Source organism: Undibacterium sp. Rencai35W (genome assembly GCF_049340185.1).
Taxonomy (GTDB): Bacteria; Pseudomonadota; Gammaproteobacteria; order Burkholderiales; family Burkholderiaceae_D; genus Undibacterium.
Map to the genome: position 1 here is coordinate 195,292 of NZ_JBMPPC010000002.1, position 19,065 is coordinate 214,356.

13 protein-coding genes are annotated in these 19,065 nt (G+C 52.5%); 3 read left to right on the forward strand and 10 right to left on the reverse strand.

What is annotated here, in order from left to right:
• Positions 1–134: 134 nt before the first annotated feature.
• From ACO0K3_RS04950 to ACO0K3_RS04975, 6 genes are all read right to left on the reverse strand, one after another.
• Positions 135–3,152, reverse strand: coding sequence for a hypothetical protein (locus ACO0K3_RS04950; RefSeq protein ID WP_422982469.1), 3,018 nt, complete (start codon positions 3,150–3,152; stop codon positions 135–137).
• A complete protein-coding gene (locus tag ACO0K3_RS04955) occupies positions 3,149–4,999 on the reverse strand; it encodes a hypothetical protein (protein WP_422982471.1) in 1,851 nt (616 codons plus the stop codon). The genes ACO0K3_RS04950 and ACO0K3_RS04955 overlap by 4 nt, the downstream gene beginning before the upstream one ends.
• Entirely contained in the window at positions 4,996–6,189 is a 1,194-nt protein-coding gene (locus ACO0K3_RS04960) for a DUF6361 family protein (RefSeq protein WP_422982473.1), read from the reverse strand. The genes ACO0K3_RS04955 and ACO0K3_RS04960 overlap by 4 nt, the downstream gene beginning before the upstream one ends.
• Before the next feature lie 7 nt (positions 6,190–6,196).
• Entirely contained in the window at positions 6,197–7,213 is a 1,017-nt protein-coding gene (locus ACO0K3_RS04965; protein WP_422982475.1) for a nucleotidyl transferase AbiEii/AbiGii toxin family protein, read from the reverse strand.
• Positions 7,206–7,802: a DUF6088 family protein gene (locus ACO0K3_RS04970; RefSeq protein WP_422982477.1), complete on the reverse strand. Its 597-nt coding sequence runs from the start codon at positions 7,800–7,802 to the stop codon at positions 7,206–7,208. The genes ACO0K3_RS04965 and ACO0K3_RS04970 overlap by 8 nt, the downstream gene beginning before the upstream one ends.
• Before the next feature lie 390 nt (positions 7,803–8,192).
• Complete coding sequence (locus ACO0K3_RS04975) at positions 8,193–9,542, reverse strand: DUF3422 family protein (RefSeq protein ID WP_422982479.1); 1,350 nt, start codon at positions 9,540–9,542, stop codon at positions 8,193–8,195.
• 1,066 nt (positions 9,543–10,608) lie between these two features.
• Here ACO0K3_RS04975 and gshA point away from each other — a divergent pair.
• Positions 10,609–12,198, forward strand: coding sequence for a glutamate--cysteine ligase (gshA, locus tag ACO0K3_RS04980; RefSeq protein ID WP_422982481.1), 1,590 nt, complete (start codon positions 10,609–10,611; stop codon positions 12,196–12,198).
• A gap of 32 nt (positions 12,199–12,230) precedes the next feature.
• Positions 12,231–13,220 (forward strand): 23S rRNA (adenine(1618)-N(6))-methyltransferase RlmF, encoded by a 990-nt coding sequence (gene rlmF / locus ACO0K3_RS04985; protein WP_422982483.1) that lies wholly within the window; start codon positions 12,231–12,233, stop codon positions 13,218–13,220.
• Positions 13,221–13,279: 59 nt separating this feature from the next.
• On the opposite strand, the gene ACO0K3_RS04990 is transcribed toward rlmF, so the two are convergent.
• Positions 13,280–13,921 carry a glutathione S-transferase family protein gene (locus ACO0K3_RS04990; RefSeq protein WP_422982485.1) on the reverse strand — a complete coding sequence of 214 codons (642 nt, stop codon included), beginning with the start codon at positions 13,919–13,921 and terminating at the stop codon, positions 13,280–13,282.
• A 179-nt stretch (positions 13,922–14,100) separates the two neighbouring features.
• On the opposite strand from ACO0K3_RS04990, the gene ACO0K3_RS04995 reads away from it, so the two are divergent.
• A complete protein-coding gene (locus ACO0K3_RS04995) occupies positions 14,101–15,723 on the forward strand; it encodes an NAD(P)/FAD-dependent oxidoreductase (RefSeq protein WP_422982487.1) in 1,623 nt (540 codons plus the stop codon).
• A gap of 133 nt (positions 15,724–15,856) precedes the next feature.
• Here ACO0K3_RS04995 and ACO0K3_RS05000 read toward each other — a convergent pair whose 3' ends face one another.
• The 3 genes from ACO0K3_RS05000 to ntrC form a co-directional block, all read right to left on the reverse strand.
• Entirely contained in the window at positions 15,857–16,684 is an 828-nt protein-coding gene (locus ACO0K3_RS05000; RefSeq protein WP_422982489.1) for an HDOD domain-containing protein, read from the reverse strand.
• 224 nt (positions 16,685–16,908) lie between these two features.
• Entirely contained in the window at positions 16,909–17,400 is a 492-nt protein-coding gene (locus ACO0K3_RS05005) for an arsinothricin resistance N-acetyltransferase ArsN1 family B (RefSeq protein WP_422982491.1), read from the reverse strand.
• Positions 17,401–17,495: 95 nt separating this feature from the next.
• Positions 17,496–19,028 carry a nitrogen regulation protein NR(I) gene (ntrC, locus tag ACO0K3_RS05010; RefSeq protein ID WP_422982493.1) on the reverse strand — a complete coding sequence of 511 codons (1,533 nt, stop codon included), beginning with the start codon at positions 19,026–19,028 and terminating at the stop codon, positions 17,496–17,498.
• Between the last annotated feature and the right edge of the window lie 37 nt (positions 19,029–19,065).

Below are 19,065 nucleotides of genomic sequence, written 5' to 3' on the forward strand. Positions count from 1 at the left end.
AGATTGGTCCGGAGTAACATACCTTCTCCCAGACGCGAGGCGCGGTGACAACATCACGCCTGCTAATTCTGTCGAGTACGGTCTATAGACGTCAGTATCGTGATCCAGAGTTTAATGTCCGGCGTCCGGAGGAGTTAGGTTAAATGGGGTTTCTGCCGAAGTCCCATTGCTGACAAATCAAGCACCAATGGGTGCAACAATGATCGCATTGCTTCACCGCCACGCGACAGGATATCCAAGAAGTCCTCTTGATTCGGCTGTCCAAGAGCGAGCCGATAAATCATACGCTGCTCCTTCAAAAGTGCGAAACGCCCGATGTCGCGGCCGAACGGTCGATCAAAGACATGGCGAGTGATTTCTGCACCTTCGTGCACCCACCACGGTCGCATTCCGCTGGCATCGGCATGGCGCTCAGCAAGTTCGGCGAGGCGTAGCCAAGGCGATATCTCTGCCATGCCCCGGTCGATCCAGATTTCGCTTTTGAGATCATCTGCGAGGTGTCGCCGGACCGCTAAACCGGCATAACGTTGCACACGTCCTTCGCGCTGCTCGAGATCAAGGGGGTTGGAAGATAGGTCCCAGTGCAGAACTCTCGAACACCAAAGATGAAAATCAAGCCCTTCTTGCCCAACCGATGTTGTGGCGAGCACATGAGGCCAAAATGGCGTGTTGAAACTGCGCCGAATCTCGTCCGGACGTGCTGCTGCGAGAAACGAAACGCCATTCTCACCGATTGTTGGCGTCGGATCAGACTCCGCGTCTCCAAATGCCACCGCAGCATGACATCGCACTTGGATCTTGTGATGCTTGCCGGCAGCAATGCTATGAAAGCTGAAACTGCCTGCCCGCAAAGTCAAGGCTGATAGCAGATCCTTGGCGAGACCGGCTCCCCCCTCTTGCAGGTTCTGGACACGAAGCCAGAAATGCTCGTCCAGCATGCTTTCAAACCCACCGTCGACAACGGCTCGCATCACTTGATCGACCGCATTTTTGCCTTGCAATCCCGAAAGCAATACCGGATTGTCAAGATATGCGCGCAGACCCTGCCAGCTCAGGCGCACCAGTTCAGGGAAGCGTTGAGGGCCTAGAATAGTCGGGTCATGACGGATAAGCGCACGTCCCAACGCCACGCCAGGCGCACCCAACGCGTAGTCCACGAGATCGGAAAGTTCTGCAGGAGAGATTCTTTCAATAGGCTTCGCTAAGCGCCATTGATTGATGGCCGCTTTAGCTGCGGCGTCGTCGCCGACGGCCATATTCCAAGCATCTGCCGATTTGCCAGCGACTCCGACTAGGCACTCGATTGATGACAGCACTCGCCCGATCGACCGATGACGACGGCGCGCCTTGACCGTGTCTCGTTCAACAATGCCCTTGGGCAGTGCATCAAGAATCTGGCGACGCATTGCCTGCCTCACCGCCGAAACCGACCCGCCAGCTGCAATCAAAGGGTTCGTATTGAGAATCAGCCAGGGTGAAGGATGGAAGGCCGCCATTACTGGACCAGGATCCGCCGACAATTTGAAGTGCCGACGACGGTAGGCTTTCTCGTAGCCACCTCGTTTTTTGGGCAAACAATATGCTTCGACGCCGAAGCTGAGTAATGAAGCAACGCTAGGCGGTGTAGCGCGAAATCGACTGAACATAAGCAACTTTGGATCGACAGCATCCGAATGCCAATCCCGCGCGAGCGGCCACCAAGGCAACGAGGGCGCGACCCAAGGAAGTGCGAGACGTTTCGGCGGAGCAACCTTCGCCAAGGCACGCAATTTGGCATCCGGCCATTCTGGCGGTGGGTTGAGTTGATCGCGTCGGGCGATCGTCATTCGTACCAGTTTTTGATTTAGCTTGATACGATCACGCTGCCAGGCAGCATAGCGAGGCCCAAGCGATTGAGCTGGAAGTGGTACGGACGACCAATATGGCAAGGCCTCATGACGGGTGCGGTTATCAAAACTTTCGACGAGATGCCGGTAAATGCGAAAATCCTCTTCAATGGGTTCCGCATGCAGAAAGTGTGTTCCCGCGAGAAGATCTATCTTCCCGACGCTGTCGCGTTCGGTTCTCGACATTACGGGCGTTAGAAGTGCTCGCAATTGATCGCGCAAAATCGCCGCGTCCCCAACGTCCTTCATTACTGCAGGATGGTCTATATTGGTATGAGCGACAATGTCGCGCAGCTTGTCACCAAAAGCCGAGAAGAGGCCCGTTGCCTTCTCTCGTACGGATGCGCCGGCAAGAAATTCAACCAGATCCAGAAGTTCGCGCTGCGCAAGCACGCCGCGCGCTTCTTCCCATCGCGTGCTCAACATCCGATAAGGCGTCGCGCTCAACAGCAGTAGTGCAGGTGGAGGCGTGATGCAGTCTGATCCAAAAAGCGCTTTCAGAAGTGGGTCCTGATCTTGCTCGTCAAGCAGTTGCCGATAGCGTTGGAACTCATCAAGAATTACGAGATCCGGCGGTTGATTACGCAGCGTGGCCAAGGCTAAGGCACGGCGCAGTCGTCCGACAAAAACGCTCGGCTTGCCCGTTGCAGCAATCTCGAGCTGGGCGCGAACAGATTCACCGAACTCCACGGCTAGGGCTTCGCGAAAGCGACGCGTCAGGCTCCGCGGAGCGTCGGCCAGCATACGCGCACAACCATCGACGGCCAAATCCCAAGATGCTCTCGCGGTAAGCCGTAGGATGGCAGGATCCAGATCCCGTGAGAACGCAGGATAGGCTCTTTCAAGTAACACCTTCAAAAATGCACGTTCCTCCTTGCGACCGCCGGTTAGTCGCGCCCGGGCACCGGGGAAGGAGGTGGCAGGCGTTAGCGCGTAAATGACGACGGAGTCTTTCGGGACCGCAGATACCGCGATCAGGGACAATCTGTCAGGCGTCCCGATTGCGGCCGTTCTAGCGTCGTCGTGCAGAAAGTCGACAATCCTCTCCTTGTTCTGGTTCGAAACCGAATGGCCGTTGGCGATGTAATAGACAATCAGTGGTCGGCGGCCGTCTTGAGACATCCGCCGTGCGACCTCCTTGGCAATAACCGTTTTCCCCAAACCCACCTCGTCGGCAACGAGAAACCGCTTGCGCCCTGTAGGATCGGCGAAGGCTCCAATAGCCGCTATCACGGCTGCTTCCTGGAATGGCTTTGGCTTGCTCAACGGCGAGTTCTCCCAGGACTTGGAAATCCAAGCCCCGTTCGAAGCGTTTTCCAAAGCTCGCTGAAGACCTTTAAATCCTCCGCAGCTGCGAGGTCCTCGCGTTTGACTTGTTCCAAGACGGCCGGAAGATATGTCATGACGCGTTGATCTATCTCACTGAACCTGCGTGGATTCCCGGCCCAAGCGGCCAGCATCTCCTCAAGCGTTGGCAAAGAGGGATCAAGAGCAAAACTGATTTCGGAGCGCGACGGCTTTGCGCGCTCGTCTTGCGTCCAATCGCCCTCTCCGTCCGCTCCATTGTCTCCCAACAGTCCTGCCACCCAAAGAAGAAAGCCCCGCGCGCCGAGGAATCGCGCGAAGGCGGCCCGATCCCGCTCCTCGCCGAAAGGTGGATCCGCCGGAGCTCTCTGCAGCCAAGAAATGCCGACACCGGCGCGACTGACGCGCAGCCGCACGAATTCGCTACGTTCATCACGCGCGACAAAACCCAGGTTCAAGGCGGAATCGTTCCGGCGCCATTCCACAAGAGGCCCGGTAAGACCAGCGACCTCCAGGAGTATGTCATCCTCGTCCGGATGCGGGCCGGGAAACGCAGACTCCGCGCGATGCGTCAGGCGAAGCGCCTCCCCCTCAAGCACGAGTTCACCTGCCCATCGCGCCGCCACCTGCGCGCGCGCCCGCTCAAGAGCCTCTTCCTCTAGCGTCGAGGCGTCGGCTTCGTACGCCGACGTAGGCAATTGGACGACCTGTGCCGATCCGAGGAGAGCATACAGTCCCTTTTCTATTGCTTCGCTTATTAGGAGCTCGGCAGTCACCTCGATGTTGCGGCCCGTCCAGGCTCTCATAGTTGCGTTCGCGCTACCAAGCCACAGTCGCCGCTTTTGTCCCACCCGCATGAAGAGCAGTTTGGCGTGCAGGCCTCGACCGAGTTCCTCTTCGTCAGACGCTGCCATGTCGTTGTTGCCAACCTGTGCATCATGGCTTTCTGGCTGCGGATCTCGATCTGGGTAGTCTGGCGCGTCCAATGCCAGCAATTCATCGAACCCACCGAGCCCCGGCCCCAAACGATCGATTTCGCGCATCGTAGTCAATAGGACACGATGTGCAACTTTAGCCCCGGGCGGTGCCTGCAACGATAGAAAGCTCTTATCGATGAATGGGCTTACAACCACGACAGATTCGGTTCCCGCTGGCGGTATCGGGACAACGGAATTTCCATCGCTTGTCGTCCAGCGAATCCGCTCGACCTTAACTCCCGGCGGAGCCCGCCAAAGTACGGACCGCACTGTGGCAGCAAGATTTGAGGGCCGAACACCTTTCAGGGCTGCCATTTCCGCCAAGGCACGTGCGAGATCGTCGCACCCCTCGATGGTCGATCCGCCTTTTGAAGTGGAAACCAACATCAACCCAATGTCGAGATTTACGCATTCGGTCAGGTTCCTGCTACCTATCCAAAGTCTCCAGCTTGTCATGCCGTCGGCGTTGCACAGTTTGATGAGTGCCGCTTTGGGGTGCCAACTGCTTGTCGCTTCGTCGAGACCGACCTCGCGCACGAACTGATCCAGTACGGCGGCGACTCGGGGCGTACGGCGCATCTTCGCTAGCCGCCCACGCTGAATTACAATCCTCGTCTTACCTCTTAAAGTCTCGACGGCATCGGCGAAATCAGATGGACTCCCTTGTCCGGCATCATTGTCTTTTCCGGCAAGTGCGAGAAGGGCGGCACCAATTGACCCAAGATCTGCCGAGTATGCGGCAAGAATAGCTAGTTCAACCTTTTCGTCCGGGCCAGGCCGTAACCCCTCGAGGAACGAAAGGGCGGGCCAACTATCAAGAGCATCAGTCAACTTACCGCCGCCAGATCATTCAGGAGACCACTAACCTGGCCCCACCGATAGTGGAGTGGACTGGCCAAGCTATGCTCGTTGCTGGACCATTCCCGCCGACGAGCCCGACCATTGGGCGTTCGTGCAAGACGAGCTCGAGATCCCTTACGGGCCTCGGCCGCTTCAAATGGCTTAAACAGAATGTTCGGATCTCGCGAACCCGTCGTGAGCCAGGCCTTCGTTTCTACCACCACAGCACGCAGCCGCGAAGGTAGCGCGCCGATATCGACCTCCAGCGCGTCAATGTCGAGCGTGCAGGCAAGCGATCGATGCTCCTCCACCATCTGCGCAAGGTGCGCGCGATGTCTGTCAGAGACAGTGCGCTTATCCTCGTGCTCGACCATAGCCTCCAACAGGGCGTCGTAGACGGCCCGGCCAATTGCTGCCAGGCTAGCTGCCTGTCGAGCTCGTCGCAGTGGCCGGCGGTCTGAGCCGGCGACTTCGCTGACCATATCGGACCATAAACTGTCAGGTGCCGGCACACGGGTTTTGACCAAGCGCGAGAGCAGTGACAATTCGTGATCGTTTGGACGGCGCAAATTTGAAAGACGTTCACGCAGAAACGTCGCTTCGCCCTGCCCTAGATCCGGCGTAATTGTTCCCTCTTGCCAATTTTTCGGGCGTTCTGGCAATGTAAGAAATGGTGGATCGAAGCCGATCAGAGATTGACCGTCGTCATCAATCGCCGTGCCAGCCGGACGAAGAAGCCGATGCACCTGAGCTCGTGACAGTGTTCTTCCATTGGCTCGAGGCCGAAGGATTCCCCAAACCGCAAGCGCGTTCCAATAAACCGTCGATGGCGGCTGATTTGAGGGTTTAGGAAAAACGCGCTTCCCGATCACACCCCAACCGTCGAGCCGTCCTGCCAGCTCGCATTCGCGATCACGCAACGCGCGGATAGCAACGGCTCCCGTCAGCCCTGCGAGATCCTCAAACAACCACGGCACGATTAAGGCATAACGCGCGCGAGTGTGCAGCACTGATGTACCCGGGAAAAACCGGTCAGCATAGTTCTGGTGGATTATCAGAAAACCAATTTCGTCACGAACGCCCATGGATTCATTGTCCATTTGGGCCTTCGCCCGCGCCAACGCCGCGCGGGAGAGATATGACCAGCCTAGTGCAGGTTCAACGATGGGAGATTTTTTCATATCTCACTCATCCCCGATTAATCCGCATCTCGATGGCGCGACAGTTTTCAATGAGATCAGAAAAATCGGGCTGGTGCAATGCCAATAACCCATCCTCCAGCATGGCTGAATAATCTCTCTCCAACGCGGCAAGAGATTCACCTGTCGGAATCAACTGAATCGCGCCGGTCACCGCACGTTGGTAATCAACTTTGGCTCCCGCCGCATCTTTCTCGGCGAAGAACATCGATTTGTGTTCGGCCACCTTTTTTCCGAGCTCCCGGTCGGTAACAGCGGATTCGTAGTGAGCGGATCTGGAAATTGCCGCGAGATCATACCAATGGCGGGAGTAGCGCTCACCGCGCAAGCGGCCCTGTAAACAATAGACGTGCGCGGCGGTCGCCTTTTCCCAAAAAGTGCGTTCGGCCGCCATAACCAACGGCCGTGCCGCCGGAAAGTCCACGCCATCAATAACGCTGGCGATGTCGCAGCCGACATCATGAACATGGTTCGGTTCGCCAGTCGCCCGTGCGCCGAACTCCAGTTGAATGCTTGCCGGCGCATAACCAGTTCCGGTTTTCAGGGCAGGATAGCTGACGATCAGCTTTTCGTTTTCCTGTCCCACAATAGCCAGCGAGGCTTCAATTTTGGATTCGAAGAGCGCTGTTTTAATGACTGGCATGACAGCGGATTCAATCCAGGCCGGCAGGCGCTTACGGACCTCGCTGGTAATTTTCTTTTCCTGACTGGGGGACACCGGAATCGGATTACCTTCGCGGAGCATATCCGGAACCAGTTCGCGAATGTCGTAAGTCAGATCCACGTCCTCGGAAAACCGATCGATGATTTTGTAAACCTTGGAGAGCGAGGTGCCACCCTTGAACGTAAGTTTGCCAGCCAATGTCGAGCCATAAATCGCCGCCAGGGCCCAGACCACCCAGATGTCTTTTTCAAGTAGGTGCGCCGGCCGGCCGGTTCGATCAGCGGCGACCTCAAGTGCTTCAGCTTGATCTTGCCGGCTGAGAGCGAACCATGACTCAGCCATGTGCGCTCACCTCACTCACCGCGCGCGCCATCCAACTGGGTAAAGCAGCGCGGGCGACGCGCATCGCTTCCCATTCCGCCTCTGGCAGTTTGGTCCGCAAAATCCTGAGCGCTGCGTGCGCCTGCTCAGGGCCCAGCCACGATAAGGCGCGCACAGCCATGCCAGCGGGCCGTTTACCGAGCGCCAATTGCCAGCGGGTTCCATGCTTGAGCTCGACGGCCCGGCTACCCAATTGCAGAATACGCGAGGTACCGGAGGTGAAGAAAACCTCCCGTGTCGGCACCTGCGTAGTCAGGCCCAGTGCGTTGGCCTCTGCCGCACCACTGGCGACAATGGTTTCGCCGCTTCGACCCTCGATCGCTTGCACAACCGATTCGGTGGATGGCGCCCGTGAGCCGAAACGTCCGTTGACGGGAATCACGTAGGCACCTCGCCCCACACGCAACAGTTTGCCTTCACGAGTCAGCCGGGTCAGCGCCTGATCTACCGCAGCGCGCGATCCCAGATGCAGGAACTCTTTGGGCGACAGAATGCCGCCCTCGGGTAGAGATTGCGCTGCGGCAAAAATGGCTTGTGTCAGGGTGCTCATGCGTTTAACTCCGTATGTCAGAAATATATATTAGTTTCTGACATATTGCAATGAACACGCCCACAGGCATGGACATACTTACTCATCAACACTTGGCGTAGAGTATTGACGGACGCGGGTTCGATTCCCATTTCGGAAACCGAACCCGCGTCCAGTTGCTGCCACAATGGAATTGTTAAAATGACATCCACAGGAACAGGGTCGAGCGCTCGCGAGCCGCGAACCCTCAATATTCCGCACCGATTTGCGGCGCTCCGCAACTGCGATACTGACGCTGGCGGACACGAGGGGCGACCCCACCACCAATATTATTGCTAAGCCACTGACTCGTCAGTGGCTTTTGCATTTTCACGACGATCAACTTCAATTTTACTTATTCAAAAATCGCGTTCATACGTTATGCACACGCTGATGCATGCGACGTAGTCCCAGCCATACGCCGGCGGCAACAAAGGGGACTAATATACCGACGACTGCATCGGTATTGACGATTAGTCCGAATACTTTCGCAGCTTTGCCTGTGTAACTGAACAAGCCGATGACGTAATACGAAATCGCTGCTACGGAGAGGCCCTCGACCGCTTGTTGCAAATGTAGCTGCTGTGCGGCACGGGCGTTCATAGATTGTAGTATCTGGCGATTCTGCGCTTCTTGTACGATACCGACGCGGGTCCTTAACAGGTCGTTCGAGTTGGCGATCCGCTGTGCCAGTGCCTCCTGGCGACTTGCCATTGCATCGCAGGTGTTCATTGCGGGTGTCAGGCGTCTGTCCATAAACTCCTCGACCATGGGAATTCCCTCGATCCGGACTTCACGTAATTCTTCAATACGTGCGTGCACCAGACGCACATAGGCTTTAGATGCAGAAAAACGATAGCTGTTATCGAGTGACAGTTTTTCTATCCGCGCGGCTAATCGCGTGATCTGATCGAGCAAAGCGCGTTCAGATACACCGGACTGTTCTGACAGTTCTGCACTTGCCGCATCATCGGTCTCGACCATCGCACCGGCAAGTGCGACCAGTTCGTTTTCGATTGCATTTAAGGCGGGAGCGGCTCTGTGCGCATAGGGCAAGCCCAGCAGTGCCATCATCCTGTAGGTTTCAATCTCGAGTACGCGCTGCACCAGGCGTCCTGCCTGCAAAGCACGCATGCCGACGTCACGAATCACAAAACGGCTGAAACCATCCGCCTGTATCGCGAAATCCGTCCATAGCTCGCCGCCCTGCATCACATAGCTACCTGCGAGTACATTGCCCTCAAAGACCCTTTGCAGACCTTGTGCGAAGGCCTCTGTCCTGCCGCCGCTATCGTCGAGGACAACATGGGCGGCAACGATGATTTTTCCCCTCAGGCTAAGTAGCCATTCCTCAGGCAATTGCAATACCGGCATTGCCGAAAACGCTTCAGCAACCGGCAATGTACGCTCTAGCCGCTCAGCGAATGTATAAGTCGCAAACTCAGTATGGCATTCCCATTTCAAGCGGAAATGACCAAAATCATAGTAAAAATATTTGGACTCAAGCATAGGTGGCGTGACACCAAAGTGCGTGCACAATGCGGCCAATGTTGCATGCTGCTCAGCGGCGATTGAGCTTAAAGTGACCTCATCGCTATCCCGATAGACAGCAAAATGGGAGACCAACTCAGGAGCTTCCAGTTTTAAGAATGGCCGCGAATGAATCTCTGCAGCAAGAGGAACGCGCAGAGCATGGTTGAGACTCGAGTAAGTGATTGTCATAAGGCAGGGTCCGTCAATGAGAAATCAGTTCGCAGTCGTTAGTGCATGTTTACTCCGAATTCCGGTCATCGTCTCTAAGAACAAATACTGAGGTGTGGCATTCAGTACCGTGCTTTTGCCGATGAATGTACAGCGCGCTGGAGTACATTCGCCGCTGGAAAGAACAAGCGATCTTGCGATCGAATAATCCAGCAGCATCCATTTTGCCCGGTAATTCGATAGCAAGATGCTCAGCACGCTCAAAGAGTCCTATGCTAACTAAGCGTCAGAACCATAGTACACACCCTATTTGCATGTACGCCACATAGAATTTAAAAAGGATGACTCAAAAATGAAACCGCAAGCTGGGTAAGCCTGTTAGCCAGAAAAACCTCTGGGAGCCGCATCCAGCCTGCGGATTCAATGCGGCAACTTCTAAAAATCTCTACATTCCAAAATCACGTCTATCGGACTGACGCAAAAACTAAGACCGCTCACCACAGAGACACGGAGACACAGGGAAAAGACCGGGGTAAGCCGTTCCATGAAATATCGATTAAAGTTTTTTAAGATGTTCGCTGCAGGCGAGCTTCTATTGCGACAACAATTTTATGTGGGCTGATTAATGCAATGGAACTCTCAGGTTGTCACGCAGGATTGATGCGCTTTAGGGAGCAATAAAACACGGTGTACCTGACCACATTGCGTCATTTTATTGCACACTATTTGGCCTTCCAATACCGAGGTATCACTGCGCCAAGGCTGGCAATTCTGCCAAACACCGCATCTCGGTTACAGAGTATTGAGAGATTTCTGGCGAATTATGGTGGGCAAATTTTCGTTTTACGTGGATCGGATGGAAACGCATGATAACGAGACCCTATATTTTGATCATCCACATCAAGGCAAGCGGACCAAAGGTAAAAGCTAAAGTGATGTTTGCCACTATTTTTTGACCCATCTATTTTGACTAGCAACGGCAAATATACTCATCCGGGGCAAAATTCAGGAGCCGCCAACGCTTTTTTCTAATTTCGGTTACCCTCTCGTCCTACTATTTGATCTGTAATTCCATAAGGGATATTCCTTGAATACTCAATTGACACAACGTCTTTTACTGCTGACTCAAGATCAGCACCGTTCTCTCTTGGGACAAGGGCTGCGCGGTATAGAGAGAGAAACTCTGCGCGTTGATCCGACAGGCAGGCTGGCAGCGACTCAGCATCCGCTTGCCCTCGGTTCTACCCTGACGCACGCTCAGATCACGACCGATTATGCTGAGACCTTGCTGGAATTCATTACGCCTACGGATAGCGATATCGCTACGACCTTAAATAAGCTAGACACGATTCACCGGGTCGCTTACAGCGCATTGGGTAGCGAAATGCTGTGGAGTCAATCGATGCCAAGTATTTTGCCGGCAGAGAAAGATATTGAAATCGCCTGGTATGGTAAGTCGCATATCGGCATGCTCAAGCACGTATATCGTCGCGGCCTTGCCTTGCGCTATGGCAAAGCGATGCAATGTATCGCCGGTATTCATTACAATTATTCACTGCCTGAAACATTGTGGTCTTTGCTCAAGCAAGAAGAGGACGTATCGGGCACTGAACAGCAGTTTCAGTCAGAAAGCTATATCGCGCTGATACGCAATTTCCGTCGTTATAGCTGGCTGTTAATGTATTTGTTCGGCGCATCGCCTGCCCTGTCACGTTGCTTCCTGCAAGGACGCGATCATCAACTGGATCGCTTGTCTGAAGATACGCTCTATCTGCCTTACGCCACTAGCTTGCGCATGAGCGATCTCGGCTATCAGAACGACGCGCAATCGGGTCTGCGCCCGCAAGAAAACAGCCTGGAAAGTTATGTTAAAACTTTATCGGATGCGGTCAGCAAGCCCTATCCTCCGTATGCCGTCCACGGTACCAAGAACGGTGATGGTGAATGGATACAGCTCAGTACCAATATTCTGCAAATAGAGAACGAATATTACTCAACAATTCGTCCTAAACGTGTAATACGGAGCGGCGAGCGCCCGATACAGGCACTGTGCGGCAGAGGCGTGCAATACATCGAAGTCCGCTGCATGGATGTTGACCCGTTTGAGCCGGTTGGCATCAGCCTGGAAACCGCACGCTTTCTCGATGTATTCCTGTTGTTTTGCGCACTCGATGCGAGTCCGGCTATTTCGCCAGAAGAAAGCCAGGAGCAGGCTGCCAATTTTGCACTCACAGTGAAGGAAGGCCGACGTCCTGACCTGTCTTTATTGCGACAAGGCGAAGCGATTAATTTGCAAGTATGGGGACAGGATTTATTATCAAAAATGCGCCCGGTTGCCGAGCTTCTGGATCAGGAACATGGTACCGGCTGCCACACTAGCAGTATGCACACACAACTGCAAAAACTACATGATGCGACGCTGACACCATCAGCCCGTGTATTGCAGGCGATGAGCGAGCATGGCAACTCTTTCCATCAGTTTGGTCTGCATCAGAGCAAGCAGCACGCCGCTTATTTCAAGGCGAATCCGCCAAACAGTGAGGAAAGTCATACCTTCAAGGAACTTGCGGACAAGTCGCTGGCGGAACAGGCGCACTTAGAGCACGAGCAAACCGGAAGCTTCGACGATTATGTCGCCGCTTATCTTGCGAGCAGTCTGTGCAAGTCAACGCCTTAGATCGAACGTAATCGAACATAGCTGAGTTTGCCATGCCTGTGAAACCCTCTGCATTACAACCTGAGCGCCACACCGATGGTGAGGGCAAACTGCATCCGCGTAATCGTCACCAAGGTCGCTACGACTTTCACCAGTTGATCTCGGCAGAACCTTCTCTGGCAGAATTTATCCAGAAAAGTATCAGTGGTGACGATCGTATTGATTTTGCGAATCCCGATGCGGTCAAAGCACTGAATCGCGCTTTACTCAGGCAACACTACGGCATTACCGCCTGGGATATTCCACCGGACCATCTTTGCCCGCCCATACCAGGTCGCGCTGACTACCTGCATTATCTGGCTGATCTCCTGGCAAGCAGCAATGGCGGCAAAATTCCCAAAGGTGGCGCGATACAAGTCATGGATATCGGGGTCGGTGCGAATTGCATCTACCCGTTGATCGGCTGTAAGGAATATCAGTGGCAATTTGTCGGAACTGACGTCAGCACGGTATCACTGGGCAATGCGCAGACAATACTGGACGCTAATCCTGAGGCAAAATCAGCGATACAACTCCGTCTGCAAACATCGAAAAATACTATTTTTAAAGGTGTTGTTGCGGAGGATGAATGGTTCGACCTGACCATGTGCAATCCGCCATTTCATGGCTCAGCAAAAGAGGCTGCAGAAGGTACACAACGCAAGTGGAGCAATCTGGGCAAGGACTCTGCGAAACACAACAGCTCACTCAATTTTGGTGGGCAAGATACAGAATTGTGGTGTCCTGGCGGAGAAGCCGCATTTATCCAACGTATGATAAAAGAGAGCAAAGAGATCGCGACGCGCAGTTTTTGGTTCACTACGCTGGTATCCAAATCAGCAAACCTGCCTGGCCTTCAGGCGAGCCTAAAGCAAGCAGGCGTGTACGACAGCAAAACAATCTCGATGAGCCAGGGACAAAAACAGAGTCGTTTTCTGGCATGGACATTTCTGAATCCGACGCAACAAGGCGCGTGGCGCAAATTACGCTGGTCAAAAGCCTGAGTCCGGTTCACAGAACGGTGTAATCTCCGCAACTCACCGATCAGGCTAACGTGTCCGTATCAAAAGTACGGCGTCGTGATACCTTCCATGTCAAAAGTCCGCTTAACGCAAGGCCGCTCTGCTAAGAGGTTCAAAAATTTCCCCAGATGCTCACGATCTCGTGCCGGATTCTGCATATTGCGTGTCCAACGGCATAGCATGAATAAATAAGGATCGAGTATGCTGAATTGCTCGCCTAATAAATACTCGCCGCCTGACAGGGCCAGATTGTTTTCTAACAAATCGATCATCTCAGCAACACGCGCCTCTGCATGCGCTTTTACCTGTGCAATGGCAGCATCGTCAGTCGCCAGTCGGTGTGGATAAAAATACGTGATCAGCTCGGCCTGCAAGGTATTCGTCAGATACATCAGCCACCGATACAACTGCGCGCGTTGCGGCGTCCCCAAAGAAGGTACGAGCTTGCCCTGAGAGTATTTATCGGCAAGATGCAGACAAATCGCCGCAGTTTCTGTCAATACCAGACCGTCGTCCAATAATGCCGGTATCTTGCCGGTCGGATTCAGTTTCAGATAAGCAGCCGCCTGATGCTCTTTCTTCTCGGTATCGACCAACACCAGCTCGTAAGGCAGGCCCATCTCTTCGAGAATCATATGCGGCGCCAGATTGGCATTGCCTGGATAGTAATAAAGTTGAATCATGATTGTTGCTTTCTTTCGGTAGTTTTCGACGGCAATAATGATCTCAATCCCCCAGACGATCTGAGCGGCGTCGCGATCAGGTTTAATGAAGCAGACGCTTAAGGGTAAAATACTGGATTAGTCAGCAATTTTACCTTGCTGGCATCACCTTGATTTTTGTTTTACCTGGAATACTGTAAATGCTACGCCTGACTGATATACAACTCTCTCTTGATCATCCTGAATCCGCTATTCAAGCGGCGATATTGCAGCGACTCGGCATTGCCGAAGAAGATCTGGTCAGTTTTATTATTTTTCGCCGTAGCTACGATGCACGCAAAAAATCTGCGATTGTATTAATTTACACGATTGACGTAGAGACAAGGCAAGGCGATCAACTGCTCACCAGCATCAAAAATAAGTCAAATATCACGATCACTCCTGATACAAGCTACCGCTTTGTCACTCATGCAGAAGCCCCGCCCGCATTACGTCCCGTCGTTATTGGCTTTGGCCCCTGCGGTTTATTTGTTGCCCTGATTCTGGCACAAATGGGCTTTCGCCCTATTGTTCTGGAGCGCGGCAAAGAGGTACGTGAACGTACCAAAGATACCTGGAGTCTGTGGCGCAAACGTGAGCTACAGCCAGAGTCGAATGTGCAATTCGGTGAAGGTGGTGCCGGTACCTTCTCGGACGGTAAATTATGGAGTCAGGTCAAAGATCCGAAACATTACGGTCGTAAAGTTCTCACAGAATTCGTCAAGGCCGGTGCGCCGGAAGAAATTATGTATGTGAGCAAACCGCATATCGGTACTTTTCGCCTGGTCAAAATGATTGAGGAGATGCGCGCCAATATTGAAGCACTTGGCGGCGAAATCCGCTTTCAGCAAAAAGTGACTGATATTGATGTCGAGGATGGTCAGGTGAAAGGTGTGCAGCTTGAGAATGGCTCATACATCCCGACCAGACACCTGGTACTCGCCGTCGGACATAGTGCACGCGATACGTTCCAGATGGTGCATCAACGCGGCATTTATGTCGAAGCAAAACCCTTCTCAGTTGGCTTCCGTATTGAGCATCCTCAATCGGTCATTGATAAAGCGCGCTTCGGTCCAAATGCCGGTAATAAAATCCTCGGTGCTGCAGATTACAAGTTAGTACACCATGCAAGTAACGGACGCTCCGTGTATAGCTTCTGCATGTGCCCTGGCGGTACGGTCGTTGCTGCGACCTCAGAGCCAGGTCGTGTCGTAACAAACGGGATGAGCCAATATTCACGTAATGAGCGTAATGCGAATAGCGCCATCGTGGTTGGTATCACCCCGGCAGATTATCCGGAACATCCTTTAGCGGGGATTGATTTCCAGCGCAAACTGGAGTCACTGGCGTATCAATTAGGCGGTGAAAACTACAATGCGCCTGGTCAGCTGGTCGGTGATTTTTTAGCGAAAAAAACATCCACAGAATTAGGGACTGTGGTGCCTTCCTACAAACCAGGTATTACCCTGGTGGATCTGGCACAGGCGCTTCCCGCTTTTGCGATTGAGGCAATTCGTGAGGCCTTGCCCGAATTCGATAAGCAGATCAAAGGCTTTGCAATGAATGATGCCGTGATCACCGGCGTAGAAACCAGAACATCATCACCGATCCGCATCAAGCGTGATGATCACTCTTTACAGAGCCTGAATACAAAAGGCTTATATCCTGCAGGAGAAGGCGCGGGCTATGCCGGAGGTATTTTATCTGCGGCGATTGATGGCATCCGGGTGGCTGAAGCGCTTGCGCTGGATATGCAGCATCACATGCAGCCGCTAGCGAAATAATCTGACCTTGCTGGAAATATCAAACGGGCCGGTCTTTGCTTCTCACTTTACCGGACCGTTCGATACCTACAATTATCTACAATTTTGCTGAGATCGCTTAACTGATTGAGGAAAATAAGATTCCGTCAATACCTTAAGCGATTAAATCTTCCATGCCCTCACTTAACTCTGCAATTGGTGGCATATCGTTGAGTATGACTGTTGCTGAAATGCCGAGTTTTTTAGCGACATCTTCAGGGAACGTGGCTTGTAACTCTTCGTCGGAATAATTATTCTCCAGAGCCCGGGAACGCCACGCGGCAAGATGGATCACCGCAGCCATCGGTTCAAAAACCGTTGCCGATAAAGGCTCTGGAAACGCCAGTATGACTGAGGCAAAATTATCAGGAAAGCGCCAGCGTTTTGCCAGCTCGGCACCGACATCTGAAAAGTTATAGTTGAAAGAAGTCCGCTCTACGTCCAAACGGCGCGAATCATATGGACTCGCCACTTTGTCTATTTGCAGCATATTTTCTGGCATGGCCGCATGCATAACAAGCTGACCGATCGCATGCATCATCCCGACGGTAAAAGCAAAATCAGAATTGCTTTTTAACTGTTTCGCCAGCCATTTTGCGATGATCGCGGTATGCAAGCTGTAACGCCAGAATTTTTTCAAATCCACGCCTGGCATCGCTTTAAAACCACCAGTCAATCCACTGCTGACAACCAGAGTACGTACTGTCATAAAACCCAGCATCAGCACCGCATCATCAACGGTGCCGACACTACGGGATGCATGATAATAAGAGGAATTTGCCAGCCGTAATAATTTGGCGCTAAGCACTTGATCTGCGGAGAGTTTCTTCGCAATCTCATCGATCGACACGTCCTCGTTATTGAAGCTATCGATGACTTCCTGAACCACTTTTGGAATAGTTGGCAATGCATTTTGTTGCTGGAAAAGTGCGTCGAAATTCATATAGCATCTCCTTTAAAGACAGTGTGCGACAGTATCGATACTGTTACAGCTCTTAATTGATTTTATATGCACGAAGAAGACCGTTAGAATCCTTCAAGGGAAGTGAGCGCAGGGGCAAATCGCATTCACTATGGAAAATAATACTCTGATACCTTAATCAAAGAAAACAATTTTTTTATGACATATGTCACGAACATGGCATTCGCAACAAAATATATTTTGTATTAAAGCGCTTTTTGCCAGTAGCCGACATCAACCCAACGATCTTTTTTAAAACCAATCTCAGAGAAATGGGCGACTTTGGCAAAACCTAGCTTCTCATGTAAGGCCACACTGGCGGAGTTAGGCAGAGCAATGCCACCGATGACGCTGTGAACACCTAGCGTGCTTAACTGTTCAAACAAACTTTCATACAAGAGAGTACCTGCGCCCTGCCCGACAGCATCATTCGAGAGGTAGACAGAACATTCTACTGAAAATCGATAGGCTGATCTTGGCTTCCACTTAGTCGCATATGCATAGCCAATCACCATTCCGTCCCTCTCAAGCACTAACCACGGATACTCATTGGTAATGTCCAGAATCCGGCGCGTCATCTCTGTTACACCAACCTCTTCCTCCTCAAAAGAAATCGTGCTGTTCGCTACGTAATAGTTATAGATACGACAGATAGCTTCTGCATCATCAAGACTGACCATACGCAAACCGGACATCATCAACACTCCATAAAAAAGCTGCGGCTACCGAATTATCGGCAGCCGCAGCCTGAGTACTTATTTACGACTAAAAATAAAAACCATCGATTGGTACGTTATTCGTCTTTTGCACCATCAATGCCGAGTTCCTGAATTTTCCTGGTAATCGTATTACGACCAATTCCCAGCCGGATTGCCGCATCGTTTTTTCTGCCATGGGTATGTTTCAACGCGGCTTTAATCACGATGGATTCAAAGCTTCTTCCCAATTTATCAATCACCTCAGATTGCCCCTGGGTCAGCATCGCAGTCGCTTCCGCTTCTAATAAACTCATCCAGCTTTCCGCTTTATGCGAACTTTGTGCCTCAGGCATACTGCCGTTCGCAAAATTCAGACCGTTGTTAACAGTCCCTGGATTTGCTGAATTCGCTTCCATATGACGCGCCTGCATATCGCTGGCCTGACTTGGCGAACTCAGTGATACGAGTTGACTAGCTGCGGGGATCAGATCCTGAGGCAGATCAGGAACTTCTACCGTTTGGCCGGGTGCCATGACCGTGATCCAGTTACACAAATTTTCTAACTGACGGACATTGCCGGGAAATTCCAGTCCAGATAAAAACTGCAACGCTGCTTCTGACATGCGCTTCACTTCCACACCCAATTGCTTAGCACTCTGGGCTAGGAAGAACTTGGTCAGTAAGGGGATATCTTCACGGCGTTCACGCAAGCTAGGTAAGCGCAGCCGAATCACGTTGAGGCGATGATATAAGTCCTCGCGGAACAGGCCATCTTTTACACGCGACTCCAGATTCTGATGGGTTGCTGCAATCACGCGCACATTCGCCTTCATGGGCTGATGACCGCCTACACGATAAAAATGCCCGTCAGACAGGACGCGTAATAATCGTGTCTGCAAATCAAAGGGCATGTCGCCAATTTCATCGAGAAATAGCGTGCCACCCTCGGCCTGCTCAAAGCGTCCGCGCCGGGTTGCTTGCGCACCAGTGAATGCGCCGCGCTCATGACCAAATAATTCTGATTCCAGTAAATCCTTAGGGATAGCTGCCGTATTTAAGGCGATAAAAGGCTGAGCAGATCTGGGGCTGTGTTTATGCAGCGCACGTGCGACTAATTCCTTACCGCTACCTGATTCACCGGTGATCAACACGGTCACATTCGATTGAGATAAGCGGCCAATAGCGCGGAATACATCCTGCATCGCTGGTGCTTGTCCAAGAATCTCCGGCGTTTCAGAAACGTTCTGTTCAACATTGGATTCACGCAGACTTTCGTCCAGCGCACGGCGTATCAATTCAACGGCCTTATCCAGATCAAATGGCTTGGCTAAATACTCAAACGCCCCCCCCTGAAAAGCCGCTACTGCCGACTCCAGATCAGAAAATGCCGTCATGATGATGACGGGCAATCCCGGATATTTTGCTTTAACGACTTGCAACAACTCCAGCCCTGACGCGCCATGCATGCGAATATCAGACACCAATACTTGTGGCGTATCACTTTGCAGTGCTGTCATCGCATCACGTGCGTTCGTGAAGCTCTTGGTCGCGAGATTCTCACGTGCTAGCGCCTTCTCAAGCACCCAGCGAATGGAATCATCATCGTCAACTATCCAGATTGGTTTCATATAATCGTTTTACATCCTGCGTAAGAAAAATAAGCCA

Bases quoted from the DNA above. Each gene is read 5' to 3' on its own strand.
- ACO0K3_RS04960 (WP_422982473.1), bottom strand. From the start codon at position 6,189: ATGAAAAAATCTCCCATCGTTGAACCTGCACTAGGCTGGTCATATCTC.
- ACO0K3_RS04965 (WP_422982475.1), bottom strand. From the start codon at position 7,213: ATGGCTGAGTCATGGTTCGCTCTCAGCCGGCAAGATCAAGCTGAAGCA.
- ACO0K3_RS04970 (WP_422982477.1), bottom strand. From the start codon at position 7,802: ATGAGCACCCTGACACAAGCCATTTTTGCCGCAGCGCAATCTCTACCC.
- ACO0K3_RS04975 (WP_422982479.1), bottom strand. From the start codon at position 9,542: ATGACAATCACTTACTCGAGTCTCAACCATGCTCTGCGCGTTCCTCTT.
- rlmF (WP_422982483.1), top strand. From the start codon at position 12,231: ATGCCTGTGAAACCCTCTGCATTACAACCTGAGCGCCACACCGATGGT.
- ACO0K3_RS04990 (WP_422982485.1), bottom strand. From the start codon at position 13,921: ATGATTCAACTTTATTACTATCCAGGCAATGCCAATCTGGCGCCGCAT.
- ACO0K3_RS04995 (WP_422982487.1), top strand. From the start codon at position 14,101: ATGCTACGCCTGACTGATATACAACTCTCTCTTGATCATCCTGAATCC.
- ACO0K3_RS05000 (WP_422982489.1), bottom strand. From the start codon at position 16,684: ATGAATTTCGACGCACTTTTCCAGCAACAAAATGCATTGCCAACTATT.
- ACO0K3_RS05005 (WP_422982491.1), bottom strand. From the start codon at position 17,400: ATGATGTCCGGTTTGCGTATGGTCAGTCTTGATGATGCAGAAGCTATC.
- ntrC (WP_422982493.1), bottom strand. From the start codon at position 19,028: ATGAAACCAATCTGGATAGTTGACGATGATGATTCCATTCGCTGGGTG.